Raw genomic sequence first — 18,834 nt, 5'->3', positions numbered from 1 at the left:
TATAAAAAGGCGAGTAGGTAATACCTGCTCGCCTTTTTTATTGATTTTTAATTGGCTATCAATAGCTTAATAATTAAAGTGAGTGCTATACAACTCGACAAGCAAAACCTTTAAGGTAGAAACCCTCAGGGTAAGCAGAATCAAGAGGGTGATCCGCTGCTTGTTCAAAGCGCTCAATAAACTGAACCGTACGATGAGCATCTAGTGCAGCATCAGCAACGATTTTTTGGAATAAACCCGCATCCATTAAACCAGAACAAGAGTAAGTTAATAGCGTACCGCCTGGGTTTAGGATTTGCATTGCTAACATGTTAATATCTTTATAGCCACGGCATGCACCTGTCAGCTGATTTTTAGATTCAGCGAATTTAGGTGGGTCCATAATAACAACATCAAATTTAATACCGTTATCACGGTATTCACGCAATAACTTAAACACGTCTGCATTTAAGAATTCAGCTTTAGATAAATCAAACTTGTTGATTTCAGCATTGTATTTCGCGGTGTCTAAAGCAAGTTGAGATACATCAGCATTAATTACGTGTTTTGCGCCGCCTTTTAGAGCGTATAAACCAAAACCACCAGTATAAGAGAAACAGTTTAGAACTGATTTATCTTTTACGTATTTACAAGCGCGTTCACGGCTATCACGCTGGTCAAGATAGAAACCTGTTTTATGGCCATTTACGATATCAACGCTAATTTTCACGCCATTTTCTTCAATAATCACTGATTCTGGTGGCTCTTCACCATGTAGAACCCCAGTACGTTGCTTTAGACCTTCTTTTTTACGAACTGACACATCTGAGCGCTCGTAAATATTACAGTCTGGGTAGCATTCAACTAATGCTTCAACTAATAGCTCTTTTGTTGCTTCTGCGCCAGCACTTAGTAATTGGCACACAAAGTAATCTTGGTAACGGTCAATCGTGATGCCCGGTAAGCCATCTGATTCAGCAGCAATTAAACGATAACCAGTTAAACCATCACGCTCAGCTAATACATCACGTAATGCTTGAGCTTGATTTAATTTACGAACAAAGAAATCTTTATCAATCGCTTCGTTTTTATTAAAAGTCCAAACACGAGCACGGATCTGAGACTGTGGAGAAAACGCACCACGAGCAAGCCATTCGCCGTTGTTTGCATAAATCTCAACTGTTTCACCTAGCTCTGCTTTACCATCGATACGGTCAATACCGCGAGAGAAGATCCAAGGGTGACGACGACGCAATGCTTTATCACGTCCTTTTGCTAAATAAATTGAAACAGTCATATTGATGCTCTGTTGATAAAAAGTGAGCCGATATTCTCTGTGATGCGTGTCATAAAAGCAATGAATAAAACGATTTATATAGTGAGGAAAGGGGAATAGAGGTGAAAATTAAATAAACCATGGAAAGCTTTAAACTTTCCATGGCTAGATTAGGGTCGTGATTTTATTTAATTTTAAACAGCTCAAGTTGTGAGCGTTGTTGTTCTGCTAGCTCTGATAAGAAGTTTGACGCTTTACTTGATTCTTCAATACCAGTTACGTTTTGATTAATGATTTCTTTAATACCAATAACTGTTCCTGTAATTTCTTCAACCGCATTTGATTGTTGTAGTGCTGCCGAAGCCATTTCAGTTGAGCTACCGTAAATAGACTGAATTGCAGCATTGATATTCGCTAAGTGATCGTAAGACTGAATTGATGTTTCACGAGTTAAGGTAATCGTGTCTAAACAGCCGTCTACTTTTTCTGTCGCATCTAATGAGTAAGATTGCAGTTCAGAAATGATCTTCTTAATGTGAACCGTTGATTGTTGTGTTTTCCCTGCAAGGTTACGAACTTCGTCGGCAACAACCGCAAAACCGCGTCCCATTTCACCAGCACGAGCAGCTTCAATCGCCGCATTCAACGCAAGTAAGTTAGTTTGTTCAGAAATATTATTAATAACTGTTGCTACTTCTTCAATACTTACACAGTGAGTACGTAAGTTTTCAACAACAGATGCAGTTTCACTTAATTGAGTGGTTAAGTCATCTGCACGTGTTTTATTTTGCTCAGCAATCTCTTGACCTAATTCACACAGTGTTGCTGCTTCTGTTGCTTGTAATTCTGTATTTTTCGCAGAATCAGCCACTAAGTTTGAAGAGGCTGATAGTTCAGTCACTGCAGCTGCAATTTGTTCTATCTGTGCGCTTTGTTCTTCTGCGTTACTTGAGCTTTGTGTCATTACACACGCAAGTTCGGTCGAAGAGGAGGCAACATCATTACTCTGTTCTCTGACAGAGCCAACCATATTGGCCATGTTTTTAATTGAAGCATCTAAATTTGTAGCAAGAACTGCAAGTTCGTTTGTGCCTGATAAATTAGTTAATGTCGTTAAATTTTGTTTAGCCATTGCTGCAATTGTTTTTGAAATAGCAGCTAAGACATTATTAATATTACGAGCAAGTAATAGTGCGATAAAAGTAGAAAGTACGGCTGCCCCAAACCATGACCAAATTTGAGTGTTTTCTACATTTTTACTTGCATTCAAAGAACGTTGATTTAGTGTTTGCGTGAATTCAACTTGACGCGCATTTACAGTTGAAATCACATTAGTAATATCTTCAACCATCTTTACACGTAGTTTAGACTGTTCAGAGTTTGCTTTTAAGGTATTAATACTTTCTTGGTATAGAGATAAATATGAACCAAAAACATTATCAGTAAAGTATTTAACCTCAGGGTATTTATTATATTGACTTAAAAAAGAAGTAATTGAAGTAAGATATTGTTCTGCTGTTTTTTGTTCGCTCAAATCTCTACCATTAACCATTCGACTTAAACTGTCATAAAAACGCTCTACGTTAGTGGTAAAAGTAATGCGCTCTTTTTCCCAATCTGATGCAGAACCATTATATATAGGACCAATAAAAGTAAGTACTTCAACCATTGGTTGCCAAAAAATAGGAGTGGCGATTTGAGCATCATATAACTCAGTTAATATTTTTACTGAAGTATTAATACTTTTTTCGTAATCAATTAATGTTTTTTGTAAATTAGCTATATCGGCCTTACCTGCATCACTTAAGACCTTTGATGACAGAATGTTCTCTTTGATATGAGTGTTTGTGGATACAAATGCCTTTTGTAATTCTTTTTGTTGCTCTTGCATAGCTTGTCCATTTTCAGACATTGTATCTCTATTTTTTACACGGATTTCTTGCCAATTGTGGCGTAGTTGCATAATTTCAGAACCAAGAGCGGCTCTTTCTGCGGTTTGAATAATATTATCTTCAACTTCATTGTTACGGTTATCTATTAAAAACGCAACGACAGCGAATAAAATAAGAGAAGTGAAAACTGGTGCAAGCAATAACGCTAGTAAAGGTTTATTTAGCGATAGTTTAAATATAAAGGAGTGGTTCATGTTTGCTCTCCTGAATGTATACGCAAATAAATATCATTATTTGATATATATTCAAAAATAGTGTTATTTTGTTATATAAATAAGTGCATTTTTGTAAAGCACCTGAGAGCGGAATTTATAGTAAAATAAAGATAGGAAGTGTGATGTATTTCGCATTTAATATCGGTTTGAAATATATCTAATGATAAAAATGTTACTTATTGTAAATAAGCGTCAAACGAATGTTGACACATATATTTAAATGGAAGGGATGAAAGCCATCTATAAATAAAAAATATAAATGGCTTAAATTTATTAACTATGCTTTTAGGCCATTTAATAGTAACTCTAAATCTTGGCCTTTTATTCGCAATTGTTCGATATTCGATTCAGAATCTTTGATCATCTGATGAACTTGATTTGACTGAGTACGAACATCTTCAACGGTTGAAGCGATACTTGCCGCAACTTCTCCTTGTTGAGTTGCTGCGGTTGCGATTTCATTATTACTTTGAGCTATCGTATCGTTACGCTCTGCAATGTTTGAAATATCATTGTGAACTTTATGCATTAATTCTTGACCAGTTTCAGCATTAGTCACCGTGTTCGACGTTAATGTTAATAATGACTTACTGTTATTTTGTAATGCTTCAATCATGGTCTGAATCTCAACCGTTGCTTGCTGAGTACGGCTTGCTAATGTACGAACTTCGTCGGCAACCACTGCAAATCCACGACCTTGCTCACCAGCTCGTGCAGCTTCAATTGCGGCATTAAGCGCTAATAAATTAGTTTGTTCAGAAATAGCGTTGATTGTAGTCACCACTTCATCAATTTTTGCAGCATCTGAATCTAATTCTTGAACCGCATTTGCCGCTTGATTAATTTCTTGTGCTAAAGCTTGAATAGAGCTAACGGCAGAATCAACTTGAGATTGTCCTAAGCGTGCAGATTCCATCGCATCCGTTGATTGAGAAGACGCTTCATGTGTATAGCTTGCGACTTCTTGGATAGATGTCGCCATCTCTTCTGCTGCGCTAGATAAAAGATCAAGTTGAGCTAATTGTTTATCAGAAGCATCTGAGCTTTTATAACTGTTTTGGCTTAATTCTGAACTCATTTGTTGGATTAATGCCACTGATTCCTGCATGGCTAACACTAGCTGTTGCTCACGCTCAGCCAATTTATCAATGGTCATAGCAATGGTGCTAAATTCATCTCTTACTGGGAAGAAGTTTAGACGTTGCGTAAGATCACCAGACTCAAGTGTTTCTAACGCTTTATTCATTGTGAACATTGCACCACCGATGAATGTCATAATGTAATAAACACCAATGGCCATTACCAATAAAATGCCTATGATTAATGATAATTGTAGGCTTGATAATGTAGACCATAGGGTTACATCGGAATTTGCATTTATGCTGTAGTTTCCAGAAGCAACATAAGCGGTATGCTCACCAGAACCCACAGTAAACTCTGCTGATTGAGACAGTAGGGTAATTGCATCTTGGCGAGATATATTTTGTTGATCTAACATAGAAGCAATAAATTGAACTTCATGTTCTAAGGTTTCAGACATCATACTGTCAGCGGCTGAGTTCATAATAAACATCAGGCTAAAAAGTGCCAAAGTTGGAAGTAAGAAGAGTAAATAAAATTTTTCTTGGATCTTGAGGTGAATAAGATATTTGTCAATCCAACGAAATGCCGTTTCTTTCATAATAAATCCGTATATATGATGAGGAGCGAAGGATAATATCTCATGATTAAGAAATTCTTATTATAATCGACACTTATAGGTGAAGCATGTCACAAAAATCATATCTATTTAATGTAAGGGAAAAGTACAGCGTGTAGGTTTTCGTTTTCATACCGCTCATAACGCGTTAAAACTTGGTTTAACCGGCTATGCACGTAATCAAGAAGATGGTTCTGTCGAAGTGTTAGTATGTGGTAATGAAGATAAAATTAATCAATTTCTTGAATGGTTACAGGTTGGGCCGCAATTAGCGAGAGTAGATTCAATAGAGAAAGAAGAGACACAATGGCAAGAATTAACCGATTTTAAAATGTATTAATTCTTGCCAAAGTTAAGCAATAAGAAGCGATGTTATAGGCATTTTGCCGGTTTCGGTAAACCCGCTAATTTTGTCGCTTGTTTTGCAGGTCCTAACTTAAATAATTGAAATAGGTATTTGCTGTTACCTTTTTCAGGGCCATGCTCTTTTTCCATTGCTTTTACAAGCATGCGAACTGCTGGAGAGGTTTTAAATTCATCGTAAAAGTTACGAACGAAACGTACTACTTCCCAGTGAGCTTCGGTCAGTTCAATATTCTCTTCTTTTGCTAGAAGTGGAACTAACTCTTCACACCAATCTGTGTGGTTTTTTAAATACCCTTGAGCGTCACGCTCGATTTGCTTACCGTTAAATTCCATACGACTGTCTTAATGGTTGGGATTAATCTATTCAGTTTAGCAAATAGGTATTAGTTCGAGCAATCGAGAATTATTACATTTAAGTAAAACAGATTTTTGTCTACTAAGGCTCGATAGAGACAAGAATGTGATAGAATTGCTTTAGTTATTAGAATAAATAAAAGATTCAGTAGGAAATATTTTGAGTCAATCAAATCAAAATTCAGCATCAACACTTAGAAAAGCATTAAGTGAATGTATGATGCGTGATCGTTTTCGCCTAAGTAAACGCATTCAAGGCGCATCTCGAATCAAAAAAGAAGAATCAAGACACGCCGTGTTTGATGAAATTGCATTAGATATCGCACAATCAATGCAAACGGCGAATAATCGTGAAACTGATCGTCCGACGATTTCTTACCCAGAACAACTACCTGTTAGCCAGAAAAAAGATGAAATTGCAGAAGCAATCAAAAATAACCAAGTGGTTATCGTTGCTGGTGAAACCGGTTCAGGTAAAACCACGCAGTTACCTAAAATCTGTTTAGAACTAGGTCGCGGTAAGTTTGGTAATATTGGTCATACGCAACCTCGTCGTTTAGCGGCTCGTTCAGTAGCAGATCGTATTGCTGAAGAGATGGAGACAGAACTAGGTAGCCATGTTGGTTATAAAGTTCGTTTTAATGATCAAGTCTCTGACCGTACACAAGTTAAATTAATGACGGATGGTATCTTACTGGCTGAGATCCAGAATGACCGTTACTTAAATCAATACGACACATTAATTATCGATGAAGCGCACGAACGCAGCTTAAACATCGATTTTATTATGGGTTATTTACGTGAGTTATTACCAAAGCGTCCTGATTTAAAAGTCATTATCACGTCAGCAACTATCGATCCTGAGCGTTTCTCAAAACACTTCAATAATGCACCAATGATTGAAGTATCTGGTCGTACTTATCCGGTTGAAACTCGTTATCGCCCAATTGTTGAAGATGGTGATGATACCGATCGTGACCAATTAGAAGGTATCTTTGATGCAGTAGATGAACTGTGTGAAGAAGGGCTGGGTGACATTCTGATCTTTATGACGGGTGAACGAGAAATTCGTGATACCGCAGAAGCATTAGAAAAACGTAATCTACGTGATACGGAAATTGTACCGTTATACGCACGTTTATCTGCACAAGAGCAGAATCGTGTCTTCCAACCACACGCTGGTCGTCGAATTGTATTAGCCACTAACGTAGCAGAAACATCTCTTACTGTTCCGGGAATCAAATACGTTATAGATCCAGGTACTGCACGTATTAGTCGCTATAGCTATCGCACCAAAGTACAACGTTTACCAATCGAAGCGATTTCACAAGCCAGTGCAAATCAGCGTAAAGGTCGTTGTGGTCGTGTATCTGAAGGTATCTGTATTCGTCTTTACTCTGAAGAAGATTTTATTTCTCGTCCAGAGTTTACCGACCCTGAGATCTTACGTACTAACCTAGCGTCTGTAATTTTACAGATGACAGCGTTAGGGTTAGGTGATATTCAAGCCTTCCCATTTGTAGAAGCCCCTGATAATCGCAATATTCAAGATGGTATCAAGCTACTTGAAGAGCTAGGTGCGATTAATTCAAATGCGAAAGACCCGAAGAAAAGCTTAACTAAAGTTGGTCGTGAATTAGCACGTCTTCCGATTGATCCACGTTTAGCTAGAATGGTACTTGAAGCCCCGAAATATAATGCATTACAAGAAGTGATGATCATTGCGGCGGCGCTATCAATTCAAGACCCACGTGAGCGTCCAAGCGATAAGAAACAGCAATCTGATGATAAACATAAACGCTTTAATCATGAAGATTCGGATTTCTTAACGTTTGTGAACGTGTGGGAACATGTAAAAGCAAAACAGAAAGAGCTTTCAAGTAATCAATTTAGAAAGCAATGTCGTAAAGACTTTTTGAACTATTTACGTGTACGTGAATGGCAAGATGTTCACTATCAATTAAGCCAAGTAATGAAAGAGCTTAATTACAAAGTGAACCAAGAAGCGGCAGGCTATCAAGGTGTTCATACTGCAATTTTAGCAGGTATGCTTTCTCATATTGGTCAAAAAGATCAAGAAAAGAATGAATACCAAGGTGCACGTAATGCACGATTCCACATATTCCAGCGTCTGGTTTATTCAAGAAACAACCAAAATGGGTAATGGTTGCTGAATTGGTTGAAACCTCAAAACTTTGGGGTCGAATTGTTGCGAAAATTCAACCTGAATGGATTGAACCATTAGCAGGACATTTGATTAAACGTAGCTACAGCGAGCCACATTGGTCGAAGAAATCAGCGGCAGTAATGGCTTATGAAAAAGTCACTATTTACGGTATTCCAATCGTACCTAAACGACAAATTAACTACGGTGCGATCGATGCGCCTGCGTGTCGTGAAATTTTTATTCGCTCAGCATTAGTTGAAGGTGATTGGCACACTAAACATCAGTTCTTTAAGCAAAACCGTAAGTTATTACAAGAAGTTGAAGAGCTTGAGCATAAGTCTCGTCGTCGCGATATTCTTGTTGATGATGATCAGCTAGCTGAATTCTACGATCAACGAGTCGGTGTCGATGTGGTTTCTGGTCGTCACTTTGATACGTGGTGGAAGAAAGCGCAAAAAGAGACGCCAGAGTTATTAAACTTTGAAAAAGAAATGCTGTTCCGTGGTGATGCAAGCCATGTAACGGATTTAGATTATCCAAACTTCTGGCATCAAGGAAACTTAAAACTAAAATTAAGTTACCAATTTGAGCCGGGACAAGACAGCGATGGTGTAACGGTACATGTACCACTACCAATTTTAAACCAAGTTGAGCCTCATGGCTTTGATTGGCAAATTCCGGGTTTACGTCACGAATTAGTTATGGCATTGATTAAGTCGTTACCTAAAACCGTACGTAAGAATTTCGTACCAGCACCTAATTATGCCGATGCATTTTTATCTCGTGCTGTACCATTTGAAGCGCCGTTGTTAGACAGTTTAGAGAAAGAACTTCGTCGAATGACAGGGTTTGAAGTGTTACGTGAAGATTGGAAACTTGAACAGATCCCAGATCACTTAAAAGTAACATACCGTGTTGTTGACCATCGTAATCGCAAGCTAAAAGAAAGTCGTGATTTGTATGAGTTAAAAGAAGGCTTAAAAGATAAAGTTCAAGAAACATTATCACAAGTTGCTGATGATGATATTGAGCAAAAAGGCCTTAAAACATGGAGCTTTGGTGAGTTACCAACGCTGTATAAACAAAAGCGTGGTGGATTTGAAGTTAAAGCTTATCCAGCGATTGTTGATGGTAAAGACAGTGTAGAAATTAAACTGTTTGAAACAGAAGAAGAGCAGCACAATGCAATGAAGGCAGGCCAACGCCGTTTAATTCTTCTTAATGTGCCATCGCCAATTAAGTATTTACATGACAATCTTCCTAATAAATCGAAATTAGGCTTGTACTTTAATCAGTATGGTCGTGTGATGGACTTGATTGATGATTGTATTGCTTGTGGCATCGATAAGTTAATTGATGAGCAGGGTGGTCTTGTTTGGCAACCTGAAGCCTTTGAAAAAATGAAAGAACATATTCGAGCAGAGCTTGGGGATACGGTTGTTGAGATTGCAAAACAAGTTGAAACGATTTTAACTACCGCTTTCCAAATTCAGAAAAAGTTAAAAGGGCGTGTTGATTTAAGCATGGCGTTTGCGCTTTCGGATATTAAAGCTCAGATAGAAAATCTTATCTTTAAAGGATTTGCAACGGAGTGTGGTTGGAAGCGTCTTCAAGATATCCACCGTTACATGAAAGCGATTGAACGTCGAATGGAAAAATTGCCGATCGATCCAAATCGTGACCGTATGCATTTGCTTAAAGTTGAAGGGATCACCAGTGATTATAAAGAATTACTGAATAAGATACCGAAAGGACAGCCAATCCCTGACAAAGTAAAAGAGATCCGTTGGATGATTGAAGAGTTAAGAGTTAGCTATTTTGCTCAACAATTGGGTACGCCATATCCAGTTTCTGATAAACGAGTCAAAAATGCCATTGCCGATTGTTAATGTATCGCCTACACTAGAATTAATTTCGGCATGTTAATTGCTTCAATAACAATAATATTAAAAAGAGCGTCAAAGGTTGCCGCTCCCTTTTGTAAAAATAGGATTTAAGATGAAAAAGACACTTTTAGCGTTAGCTTTAGCAAGCGTATCAGCAACAGCAGCGGCAGATTCACTAGTTTACGGCGGTGTACAAGTTGGTTCTGCTGATTACAGAAGCGAGAGCTCAACGGTATACGGTGCTCACATTGGTACAGGTCTGTTACCTTTCATTGGTTTAGAAATGGGTGCTTGGAACCTAGGTTCTTACGATTACGGTAGCCAAACAACAGACGTAACTTCTGTAAACTTTGCTGTTAAACCAAGCATCGATTTTGGTCCTCTACACGTTTACGGCAAAGCAGGTATGCACAGCTGGGAAGCAAAAGGTTTCCGTAAAGATGATGGCGTAGACCCATTCTTCGGTTTAGGTGTTGAATACAACATCATCCCAATGTTCACAGTAGGTGCTGGCTACAACAACTTCACTGTTGGTGACGAAAACATCGATTTCGCATCTCTTAACCTAACGGTTCACTTCCTATAATTACGAAATCTTTCGTTTTCATTATATGAAGAGATAAAAAATGGCGGCCAATGCGGTCGCCATTTTTATTTGGTCATCAGTAAAATAAATACTAATCGACTAATCGACTAATCGACTAATCGACTAATTGATATTCTTCTTTTAATACTTTGATGATTTCTGCTTTTGGATTATCACTCAATGTAATTGGTGCACCAGTAATTTTTGCTGCGATATCTAAATAGGTTTTAGATAGGTCCATCATCGCTTCCAAAGGAAGGGCATTTTCTTCAGCTAAAGCAAAGCGCTCTTCCATGCGGTTTTTATTTAATAAAATATCCGGTTCAGGGAAGTGATTTAATAGAAACTGACGGAAACCTTCTTTCGAGTTCTCGATAATATGACCTGAACGATATGCCTTAGTATCCCAAATACGAGAAGAATCAGGCGTACCAACTTCATCCATATAAATCAGTTTTTCATTACCTTGCGCATCTTCTACATAGCCAAATTCAAATTTAGTATCGACAAAAATTTGGTCTATTTTATTTAATGCTTTAGCAATAACGGCAAAACCTTCTTTCAATAATTTCTCGTAAGTAGCGATATCTTCAATACAAGAGAAATTAAATTTATCGTAGTTGTCCTCGATATTCTTGCGAGTGATATTTACATCATCCACTTCAGGAACCCCATCAATACCTTTTAAAATGCCTTTTGTTGATGGTGTTAAAAGTAGTTCAGCCAATTGCTCATCTTTTTCAAGACGTTCAGGTAGAGTAATACCACAGAATTCGCGTTCACCTTGAGTGTATGCACGCCACATAGAGCCTGTAATATATTGACGGCAAATAGCTTCAATCATTACTGGTTTTGCTTTTTGAACAATCCATACAAATGGGTGTGGAATATCAAGGATATGGCTATCTGCTAGTCCATTATCTTTAAATAATTGGAACCAGTGGTTAGAAATAGCATTTAGTGCAGCCCCTTTACCAGGAATACCTTTTAAATCGCCTTCACCGTGCCAGATACAGTCGAATGCAGAAATACGGTCACTGATCACCATGATAGCTAGGGGAGCATCAGGTGCAACATTGTATCCCTTTTCTTTAATAAGACGGCGACTGTCTTCTTCAGTTAACCAATACACTGAACGTACTTTACCACTATGCACTGGTTTATCAGTACGAATAGGTAAATCGTCATTAACTGCAAGCACTTGATCGGAAAGACTCATTGTAGAATTCCTATATAAAGAAAGTTTAAAAACTGAGAGCATCATACCAGAACTATTTGGGACTACCACAAGAAAAGCAAACGATTGCTATTTTTTCTGTTAATTTTCTAAGTTGAGCTAAATAGGTGCAATCAGTTAAACTGAGCAACTAATTAAAATAAAGAGAAGAAAGACGTATGTCAGCCAAAAAAATGATCGCTACTGCCATGTTAATTATATCTGGTAATGCGTGGGCAAGTATGTGTCCAGTGAATGTCGAAAATGATGTTCTTTTAACGCAAAACGGCGAAGTAAAAGTTGAGAAGTCACAGGATAAGTTACGAATTGATCAAGACGGTCGAGTTTTTGTGAACGGTAAAGAGTTACAGCTAACTCAAAAACAAAAAGAAGCGATAGAGCGTTATCAGCAACAAGTGTCGGCTTATATCCCTGAAATTGTCGATTTTACAGATAAAGGCATTGCCGCAGCTAATGATTTTGTTAGTGAAATTGAAACCTCATTTGATGCAAAGGGATCATTTGAAGGCGTTAAGACCAAAATTGATGAATATGGTCACACGGCCAAGCAAAAATTTTATCAAGGAAAAGACATGGTATTAGAGCATGACTTTTTCAAAGAAGTGGATACTACTTGGAAACAAGATTTTGAAGTGATGATGCAAAGCATGGATAAAGAACTTTTTGCGAGTGTATTTAACTCTCTGTCTTTAAAGATGCAAGAAGGGGAGTTGAACTTTACTGAATTACAGCAACAGTTCGCTGATGTGCAAGTTAAGATCAAAGAGAAAATGAAACAACACAGCACAGAAATGAAAGACGAAGCACAAAACTTATGTGATTCAGCAAAAGGTATTGCACAAGATGAACAACAGTTGCATCAGTTAATTCCTGAACTGCAACCATACCCAGTTTTCAGCATTTAATTACCGAATTCGTATTATTGAACTTAAAGAGAGCAAAAAATGTTAAATACTCATCAAACGATCATTTTTTCAAAAACAGTATGTCCTTTTTGTGTTAAAGCAAAAGCAATTTTGGACGATAAAGGCATTGAATATAAAGTATTAACCTTAGATGAAGATCTAACAAAAGAAGAAATGGTTGCTTTAATTCAAGAAAAAGAAAACATTGCAGTGAATACCGTTCCTCAAATCTACCTTGACCGTAAATATATCGGTGGACATGACGATTTAGTGGCGTTTTTTGAGCGTCAAGACACCGACATGGATTTAGGTGATTTTGAACTGTAGAATACAGTAAATTAACATAGTTAACCTAAATGCTTTGGGTTTAATGATAAATAAGAGTGATAAGTATGTGGAAATCTCTTCTAACATTAGTGGAAGATGACTCAGTTGTAGTATTACGTTTTCCTGATAAGTTTCAGCCGGATGAAGAACCGACATTAAAAAGCTTTAAAGATTGTTTAGAAGAGATTAATGCGTGTAATTTTTATTTTGATGAAAAAATCATTACAACGATTATACAAGATGTGAAAAACGGCATGATGGCTCATCATCAGAACCGTACGGTTGCAGCTCGACGTGATGCAGAAGTTATTATTGCGATAGAAGAGCGTGACATGAAAGCGACAATGGCTGTCATTGGTGCGTATGGTGGTCGTGATCTTGTAAGTAGTGATGTGATTTCTGGCTTAACTAGCATGGAGATTACCCGTGGTATCAGTAAAAATGCACTCAAGAAAATCATGTTTTTGAGTCGTAATTTACCTGCTGGCGAGAAAGTGTCGCTTGTTATCGCTAAAGGTAAAGAACCGATTGATGGTACCAACGCAAGTTTTGTTCCCCTAGTTGAAGATTTTCGTGAGCAAGCACTAAAGCCTCAGGAAAAAGAAGGGGAAGAAGATAAAGTAGACATGCGTGATCTGGGCGAAACCATCACGGTTGTGGAAGGCGATGAATTGATTCGACGAATTCCACCAACAAAAGGTGTTGATGGTTTTACCGTTCGTGGGGAAGTGATTCCAGCAACCGCGGGAAAAAATACCAAACTGCGAGCAGGTAAAGGAGCGATGATATCTCCTGATGACCCTGATCTGGTTATTGCTGCGACATCTGGAATGCCATGGATTAACAAAGATGGTGCAGATGTCGATAACGCACTTTGCTTGAATGCGGTTGATATTTCAACAGGTCACATTAAGTTTAAAGGTAGTGTGATTGTAAGTGGTGATATTGCACCAGATATGATTGTAAGAGCAACTGGTAGCGTAACTGTTGGTGGCTTTATTGAATCTGCTGATGTTCAAGCCCATGGTGATGTTATTGCCATGAAAGGCATTATTGGCCACCAAGTAGAAGCGGGTGAAGATTACACGTGTTTTGTAAAAGCAGGTGGAAAAATCACGGCTAAGTTTGTTCAATCAGCTGACTTACAAGCGTCGGGCGATATTGAGCTTGGTATTCATGCAATTCAGAGTTTCATCAAGAGTAAGAATTCTGTCACGGTAATGGATAAGAGTGGTCGTAACGGTTCTATTGTTGGTGGCGAAGTTTATGCTGGTTCTAATATCACAACCGTAAACTTAGGTGCAACGGCAGGTACTGAAACATTAGTAAAAGCATTTACTCGTTTTGATAAGTACAAAGAGAATATCGTTGCCTTAAATGCTAAATACAAAGAAGCACAAGAAAACACCATGAAAGTGGTGCGTGCAGAAATGGATTTAGCAAAAATTCCAAAAGCAGAGAGAACACCAGAGCAAGTCGAACGTGTGCAAAACATGAAAGAAGAATCGAATCGTGAAATTGCCGCTTCAATGCATCGTTTCCAATCTGCTGAGGAAGAACTAAGAAAACAACTAACAGAAAATGTTGTTAAGGTTACGGAACGAGTTTATCCAAAAGTGACTATTCAGTATTCAGATGAGCAAGTAACAACTAAACGTGAACACAGTCCCTGTAAGATTTACTTTAATGAGTACGAAATAAAGATTGATCCAATTGTCTCTAAAAATACGAGCTTGACGGATAATTAATCCTCAATTCAATTAGAATCAAATGATATAAAAACCGCTCATTGTAGCGGTTTTTGTTGCCAAAATGTGTGAGTGTAAAATATGTGTTAGAGCAATGATAAGGTAAAGAGCTAAGAATTATTAAGTGTGATCAATGTCCAATTTTCTACTTGCGATAAGAACAATATTCGGGATACTAATAATTAGAAACAAAAAATAATGCTTTTCAATAGGATGTTGAAAGTAGATGTTGGAATATATCGAGGCAATTCATGAGCAATAAAATAGAGTTTGATTACAGCTCGTTTCTTGTAAATTCAAGTAAGCAAAAATGGACGTTTTCGCAAGCGTTAAAGAGTATCATTCCGACATTTGGAACGGTATGGAATGCTTCTGTTCATGATGCAAGACCATTATCTGAAAGACTTCAAGCAGAAGCGCTTCAAGTGCTTTCTTCTCATATTAATGATGAATCAAATATTATTCGTTTAATTCGCCTAGCGCGTATTGAAGGGATCACCGATCTAGAAATTAAGCTGCCTTATACTTTGGATGAAGAGCAGATTAATTATATTCTTGAAAACACCTTCACAGACATTTCTCAATCAACTGATGATTTTGATTTACTCCATGTCCACCTAAATGAGAAAACACAGTAGCTGTCAATTTACAGTTATGCTCATCTACATTTAGTGTAATACGGTTAATTTTCTGTTCAGGGTTAACCACTGTGAATCGGAAAAATAAAAACAATTAGCATTCGAAATAATGGCGCTGGCTGTGCCTAATTGTTTTGCTTTTTCAATCGTTTCACTTTCCGTTAAACGATGAGATTCTTTTAAACGTACGAATTTACTTAGTTCAATACCATGCTTTAGAAGCGATTCGCTACTTGGCATTGTTGTATTTGCAGTAATAAAAATCCATTTATTTTGTTTAGACAGACTTTTTAAAATTTGAATAAACTGGCTCTCACACTGTGCATTTACTTGGCTTGCAGCGCTAGAGATGCGTTGAGAGATAGAATAATTAAATGAGTTTGAGTAAGTTGTAAAAGCCATTGCTGTGTTCATAATAAAATACCTGTTCATCCATACAGTGTGTATTTATACAGTACTTTTAAATCGGTTAATGATCAAGCTATTTTTGCTTGTTTATTGAGATCTCAAACGCAATTACAACAGCTTTGATTTTAAGTTATTGAAAGAAAAGGACTGTTGATTTTTACCTTACGTAATGAATTTATATAGTGAGGTTTGGTATACTGACGATAAGAACTTTTAATGGTTAAAAACTATGTACGACAAATCTTTATTAGACCCAATTTATTCTTTTCTGCAGTGTGAAACGCCTGACGAATGGATAGAAGAAGCAAGAAAGCCTGAAAACTTATCTGTTATTTTGCGTGACCACTTAATGTGTGAATTAAAAGCGGCACAGAGTGCAATGTATTTAATTCGCAAATACGCTGTTGATGCTGAAGGAGCAAAGGCATTACTGGATTGGTTCAAACCGTATGAAGAATTTGCTTATAAACATGTAGGGTCATTAGAGACGCTAAAGGGTAAAAGTAACATCTCTAAAAAGATCACTGCACGCGCTGATTCACCTTATAGCCAAGATCTGATTGATAAAATGGTGTTATTGATAAAAGAAGAGCTTCATCATTTTTATCAAGTATTAGAGATTATGGATCAGCGTGGTGTGCCTTATCAAAATATTAGAGCAGGGCGCTATGCAAAAGGGTTATTTACGAGAGTGATTACTCATGAGCCATGTACCTTAATTGATAAGTTGATCATTGGTGCTTTTATTGAAGCGCGTTCTTGTGAGCGCTTTGCTAAGTTAGCTCCGTTTTTAGATGATGATTTGGCTAAGTTTTACATTTCATTACTTCGATCTGAATCTCGTCATTATCAAGATTACTTAGCACTAGCACAGCAGGTTGCTGGAGGGAATGTGGATGAGCGTGTGGCATTCTTTGCTCAGGTTGAAGCAGATTTGATATTAACACCAGACAGTGACTTTAAATTCCACAGTGGTGTTCCAGCTTGAGTTTTATTAAGACAGACATAAAAAAGATCGCATTATGCGATCTTTTTTTTGGTTGGTATTGGTTACCATTTTTTCTTTGGTTGGAAAAGAACATCGATATCGTCGTCTTTATTCTTATCCAATTGATCTTGTAATTCTTGGTCTTGTTTTTTCTTGGTCTTATTATTTAATTCATCAAGCATTTCTTGTAAACGAGTGCGAGCCTTGTTTGAATAGCCATCGTTTTTGCTTGAAAGGGCATCAATACCTTTCTTAAGTAATTGACGAGCTGTACCAGCTTGACCACGCTGTGTTGCTTCTTTAGCACGTTTAACCACGTTTTCGATATTGATACGAACTTGAATAGATTCAAGGCGAGCGTTTTCAGCCACAAATACTTGTGTATTAACACGTCCTTTACGGTGTTCAGCACGAAGCGTATCACGAAGGCGTTTAACAAGTTTTAACATTACAATTGCTTGTTTATCGTTACTTGGCACTTTAAAGTTAGTGCTATCGCCACCTGTGTAATCAGTTTTTAACTGCTGAAGCTGTTGCTCCATATTTTCAATACGGCCTGGGTATGAGCGGTCATGTGGTTCAAGCTCTGAAATGGCTCTTAAAGCATCAAGAATACGTTGGTTTAAACAAACCAGTAACTCTTTACTGTATGGCAGATGATGCGCATTACTGATTAATTCTTCGGTAGAATCAATGATAACCATATGCTTTGCAGATTCTTGTTTTTTGGCAGATTCAATCTTTGTTCTATATTGAACAATGATGTTGTAGCCAATAATCAATGTAAGCAGAATCCCAAAAAGACCAATAATAAGAGCAATATTCATATTTTTATCATACATCCAGTAGTAATATTTTCCAGTGTAACACCTTGTAAACTAAATGAATAGCAGGTGATTAACTCCAAAAGCTTTTTTAGCGTATAGGGGAGTTATATACGGGTTGTCATTAAGATATATCGACACTTGTTCACATTTCTTTAATGTTTTTGCCTGTAATATGTTCGAAACATAATTAATAAACATAACACTTTGAAAATAGGTAGGAATAGGTATATAACTGTATCGTATAAGTAGAATTTAATGTAAAGGATTACAGGAAATCATAAAATGAAATTACAGCAATTAAAATACATTGTTGAAGTTGTGAACCACAGTTTGAATGTATCATCGACTGCTGAGTCGCTATACACCTCACAACCAGGCATCAGTAAACAAGTCCGATTATTAGAAGATGAACTTGGTGTTCAGATCTTTGAGCGAAGTGGTAAACATTTAACAAGAGTTACCCCATCAGGTGAAGAGATCGTTAAAATATCACGTGAAATCTTATCTCGAGTTGAGAGCATTAAATCGGTTGCTGGTGAGCATACGCATCCAGAAAAAGGAACTTTAAATATTACTACTACGCATACTCAAGCTCGTTATGCGTTACCGGACGTAATTAAAGGGTTTAAGAATCGATACCCTGCGGTGTCGTTGCATATGCATCAAGGCACGCCAAGTCAGATGTCCGATGCAATAGCCAAAGGTACGGCTGATTTTGCTATAGCAACCGAAGCGCTTCATTTATACCAAGATGCGATCATGCTTCCTTGTTATCATTGGAATCGTTCTATTGTTGTCACAAAAGATCACCCATTAGCACAACTGCAGCAAGTGACGATTGAAGATCTTGCCGCTTTTGAACTAGTTACTTACGTATTTGGCTTTACGGGTCGTTCGGCATTGGATAGTGCCTTTAATAAAGCAGGCCTAAAACCGAAAATTGTCTTTACCGCAACCGATGCCGATGTGATTAAAACCTATGTTCGCTTAGGAATTGGTGTTGGTGTAATAGCAAGCATGGCAATGGATGAAGAGCGAGATTCTGATCTTGTAGCCATTGATGCAAGCCATATTTTCGATGCGAGTACCACAACCATTGGCTTTAAGCGTGGTTCATTCTTAAAAAGCTACATGTTTGATTTTATGGAACGCTTTGCGCCGCATTTAACACGTCCAATTGTTGAACAAGCAACGATGCTGAAAAATAATCACGAAATTGAAGAGATGTTTAAAGACATAAACCTTCCTGTCCGTTAAGATCGCCCTGATATTATTT

Annotated in this window: 14 protein-coding genes and 2 pseudogenes; 9 read left to right on the top strand and 7 right to left on the bottom strand. The window is 37.5% G+C overall.

Translation table 11 applies throughout. The features are described from left to right. Positions 1-85: 85 nt before the first annotated feature. The 3 genes from AAFX60_008175 to AAFX60_008165 all read right to left on the bottom strand — a co-directional run bounded on the left by AAFX60_008175 (position 86) and on the right by AAFX60_008165 (position 5,103). Entirely contained in the window at positions 86-1,276 is a 1,191-nt protein-coding gene (locus tag AAFX60_008175; protein XDF76755.1) for a class I SAM-dependent methyltransferase, read from the bottom strand. Between the two features lie 163 nt (positions 1,277-1,439). Continuing rightward, entirely contained in the window at positions 1,440-3,401 is a 1,962-nt protein-coding gene (locus AAFX60_008170; protein XDF76754.1) for a methyl-accepting chemotaxis protein, read from the bottom strand. Positions 3,402-3,699: 298 nt separating this feature from the next. Next, on the bottom strand, positions 3,700-5,103 hold the full coding sequence (locus AAFX60_008165; protein XDF76753.1) for a methyl-accepting chemotaxis protein: 1,404 nt from the start codon (positions 5,101-5,103) through the stop codon (positions 3,700-3,702). Between the two features lie 86 nt (positions 5,104-5,189). Between AAFX60_008165 and yccX the strand changes: the two are divergent. Further along, positions 5,190-5,461: pseudogene (yccX, locus tag AAFX60_008160) on the top strand (acylphosphatase). Positions 5,462-5,493: 32 nt separating this feature from the next. On the opposite strand, the gene AAFX60_008155 reads toward yccX, so the two are convergent. Next, a complete protein-coding gene (locus tag AAFX60_008155; protein ID XDF76752.1) occupies positions 5,494-5,820 on the bottom strand; it encodes a TusE/DsrC/DsvC family sulfur relay protein in 327 nt (108 codons plus the stop codon). A 238-nt stretch (positions 5,821-6,058) separates the two neighbouring features. Between AAFX60_008155 and hrpA the strand changes: the two are divergent. Both hrpA and AAFX60_008145 read left to right on the top strand, forming a co-directional pair. Continuing rightward, a pseudogene (gene hrpA / locus AAFX60_008150) lies at positions 6,059-9,897 on the top strand (ATP-dependent RNA helicase HrpA). Positions 9,898-10,006: 109 nt separating this feature from the next. Continuing rightward, the gene (locus AAFX60_008145) at positions 10,007-10,480 is read left to right on the top strand and encodes an outer membrane beta-barrel protein (GenBank protein XDF76751.1); all 474 of its coding nucleotides are present in this window, start codon (positions 10,007-10,009) and stop codon (positions 10,478-10,480) included. A gap of 115 nt (positions 10,481-10,595) precedes the next feature. On the opposite strand, the gene AAFX60_008140 is transcribed toward AAFX60_008145, so the two are convergent. Next, positions 10,596-11,699 (bottom strand): phosphoribosylaminoimidazolesuccinocarboxamide synthase, encoded by a 1,104-nt coding sequence (locus AAFX60_008140; GenBank protein XDF76750.1) that lies wholly within the window; start codon positions 11,697-11,699, stop codon positions 10,596-10,598. 176 nt (positions 11,700-11,875) lie between these two features. Between AAFX60_008140 and AAFX60_008135 the strand changes: the two genes are divergently transcribed. The 4 genes from AAFX60_008135 (at position 11,876) to AAFX60_008120 (ending at position 15,335) form a co-directional block, all read left to right on the top strand. Continuing rightward, positions 11,876-12,622 (top strand): YggN family protein, encoded by a 747-nt coding sequence (locus AAFX60_008135; protein XDF76749.1) that lies wholly within the window; start codon positions 11,876-11,878, stop codon positions 12,620-12,622. A gap of 39 nt (positions 12,623-12,661) precedes the next feature. Next, positions 12,662-12,949 (top strand): glutaredoxin, encoded by a 288-nt coding sequence (locus AAFX60_008130; GenBank protein XDF76748.1) that lies wholly within the window; start codon positions 12,662-12,664, stop codon positions 12,947-12,949. Positions 12,950-13,014: 65 nt separating this feature from the next. Further along, entirely contained in the window at positions 13,015-14,697 is a 1,683-nt protein-coding gene (locus AAFX60_008125; GenBank protein ID XDF76747.1) for a FapA family protein, read from the top strand. Between the two features lie 251 nt (positions 14,698-14,948). Next, positions 14,949-15,335 (top strand): transporter, encoded by a 387-nt coding sequence (locus AAFX60_008120; protein ID XDF76746.1) that lies wholly within the window; start codon positions 14,949-14,951, stop codon positions 15,333-15,335. Between the two features lie 30 nt (positions 15,336-15,365). On the opposite strand, the gene AAFX60_008115 is transcribed toward AAFX60_008120, so the two are convergent. Continuing rightward, a complete protein-coding gene (locus AAFX60_008115; GenBank protein XDF76745.1) occupies positions 15,366-15,749 on the bottom strand; it encodes a SulA-like leucine-rich domain-containing protein in 384 nt (127 codons plus the stop codon). Positions 15,750-15,972: 223 nt separating this feature from the next. On the opposite strand from AAFX60_008115, the gene miaE reads away from it, so the two are divergent. Then, complete coding sequence (gene miaE, locus AAFX60_008110; GenBank protein ID XDF76744.1) at positions 15,973-16,731, top strand: tRNA isopentenyl-2-thiomethyl-A-37 hydroxylase MiaE; 759 nt, start codon at positions 15,973-15,975, stop codon at positions 16,729-16,731. A gap of 62 nt (positions 16,732-16,793) precedes the next feature. Here miaE and AAFX60_008105 read toward each other — a convergent pair whose 3' ends face one another. Next, positions 16,794-17,558, bottom strand: a complete 765-nt coding sequence (locus AAFX60_008105; GenBank protein XDF76743.1) for a DNA repair protein — start codon at positions 17,556-17,558, stop codon at positions 16,794-16,796. 282 nt (positions 17,559-17,840) lie between these two features. Here AAFX60_008105 and cysB point away from each other — a divergent pair, with 282 nt between their 5' ends. Further along, positions 17,841-18,815: an HTH-type transcriptional regulator CysB gene (gene cysB / locus AAFX60_008100; protein ID XDF76742.1), complete on the top strand. Its 975-nt coding sequence runs from the start codon at positions 17,841-17,843 to the stop codon at positions 18,813-18,815. Positions 18,816-18,834 lie beyond the last annotated feature (19 nt).

Source organism: Aliivibrio fischeri (genome assembly GCA_038993745.2).
Classification (GTDB): Bacteria; Pseudomonadota; Gammaproteobacteria; order Enterobacterales; family Vibrionaceae; genus Aliivibrio; species Aliivibrio fischeri_B.
Note: the sequence above shows the minus strand (reverse complement) of the source record. Positions and strands in the feature narration are given on the sequence as shown.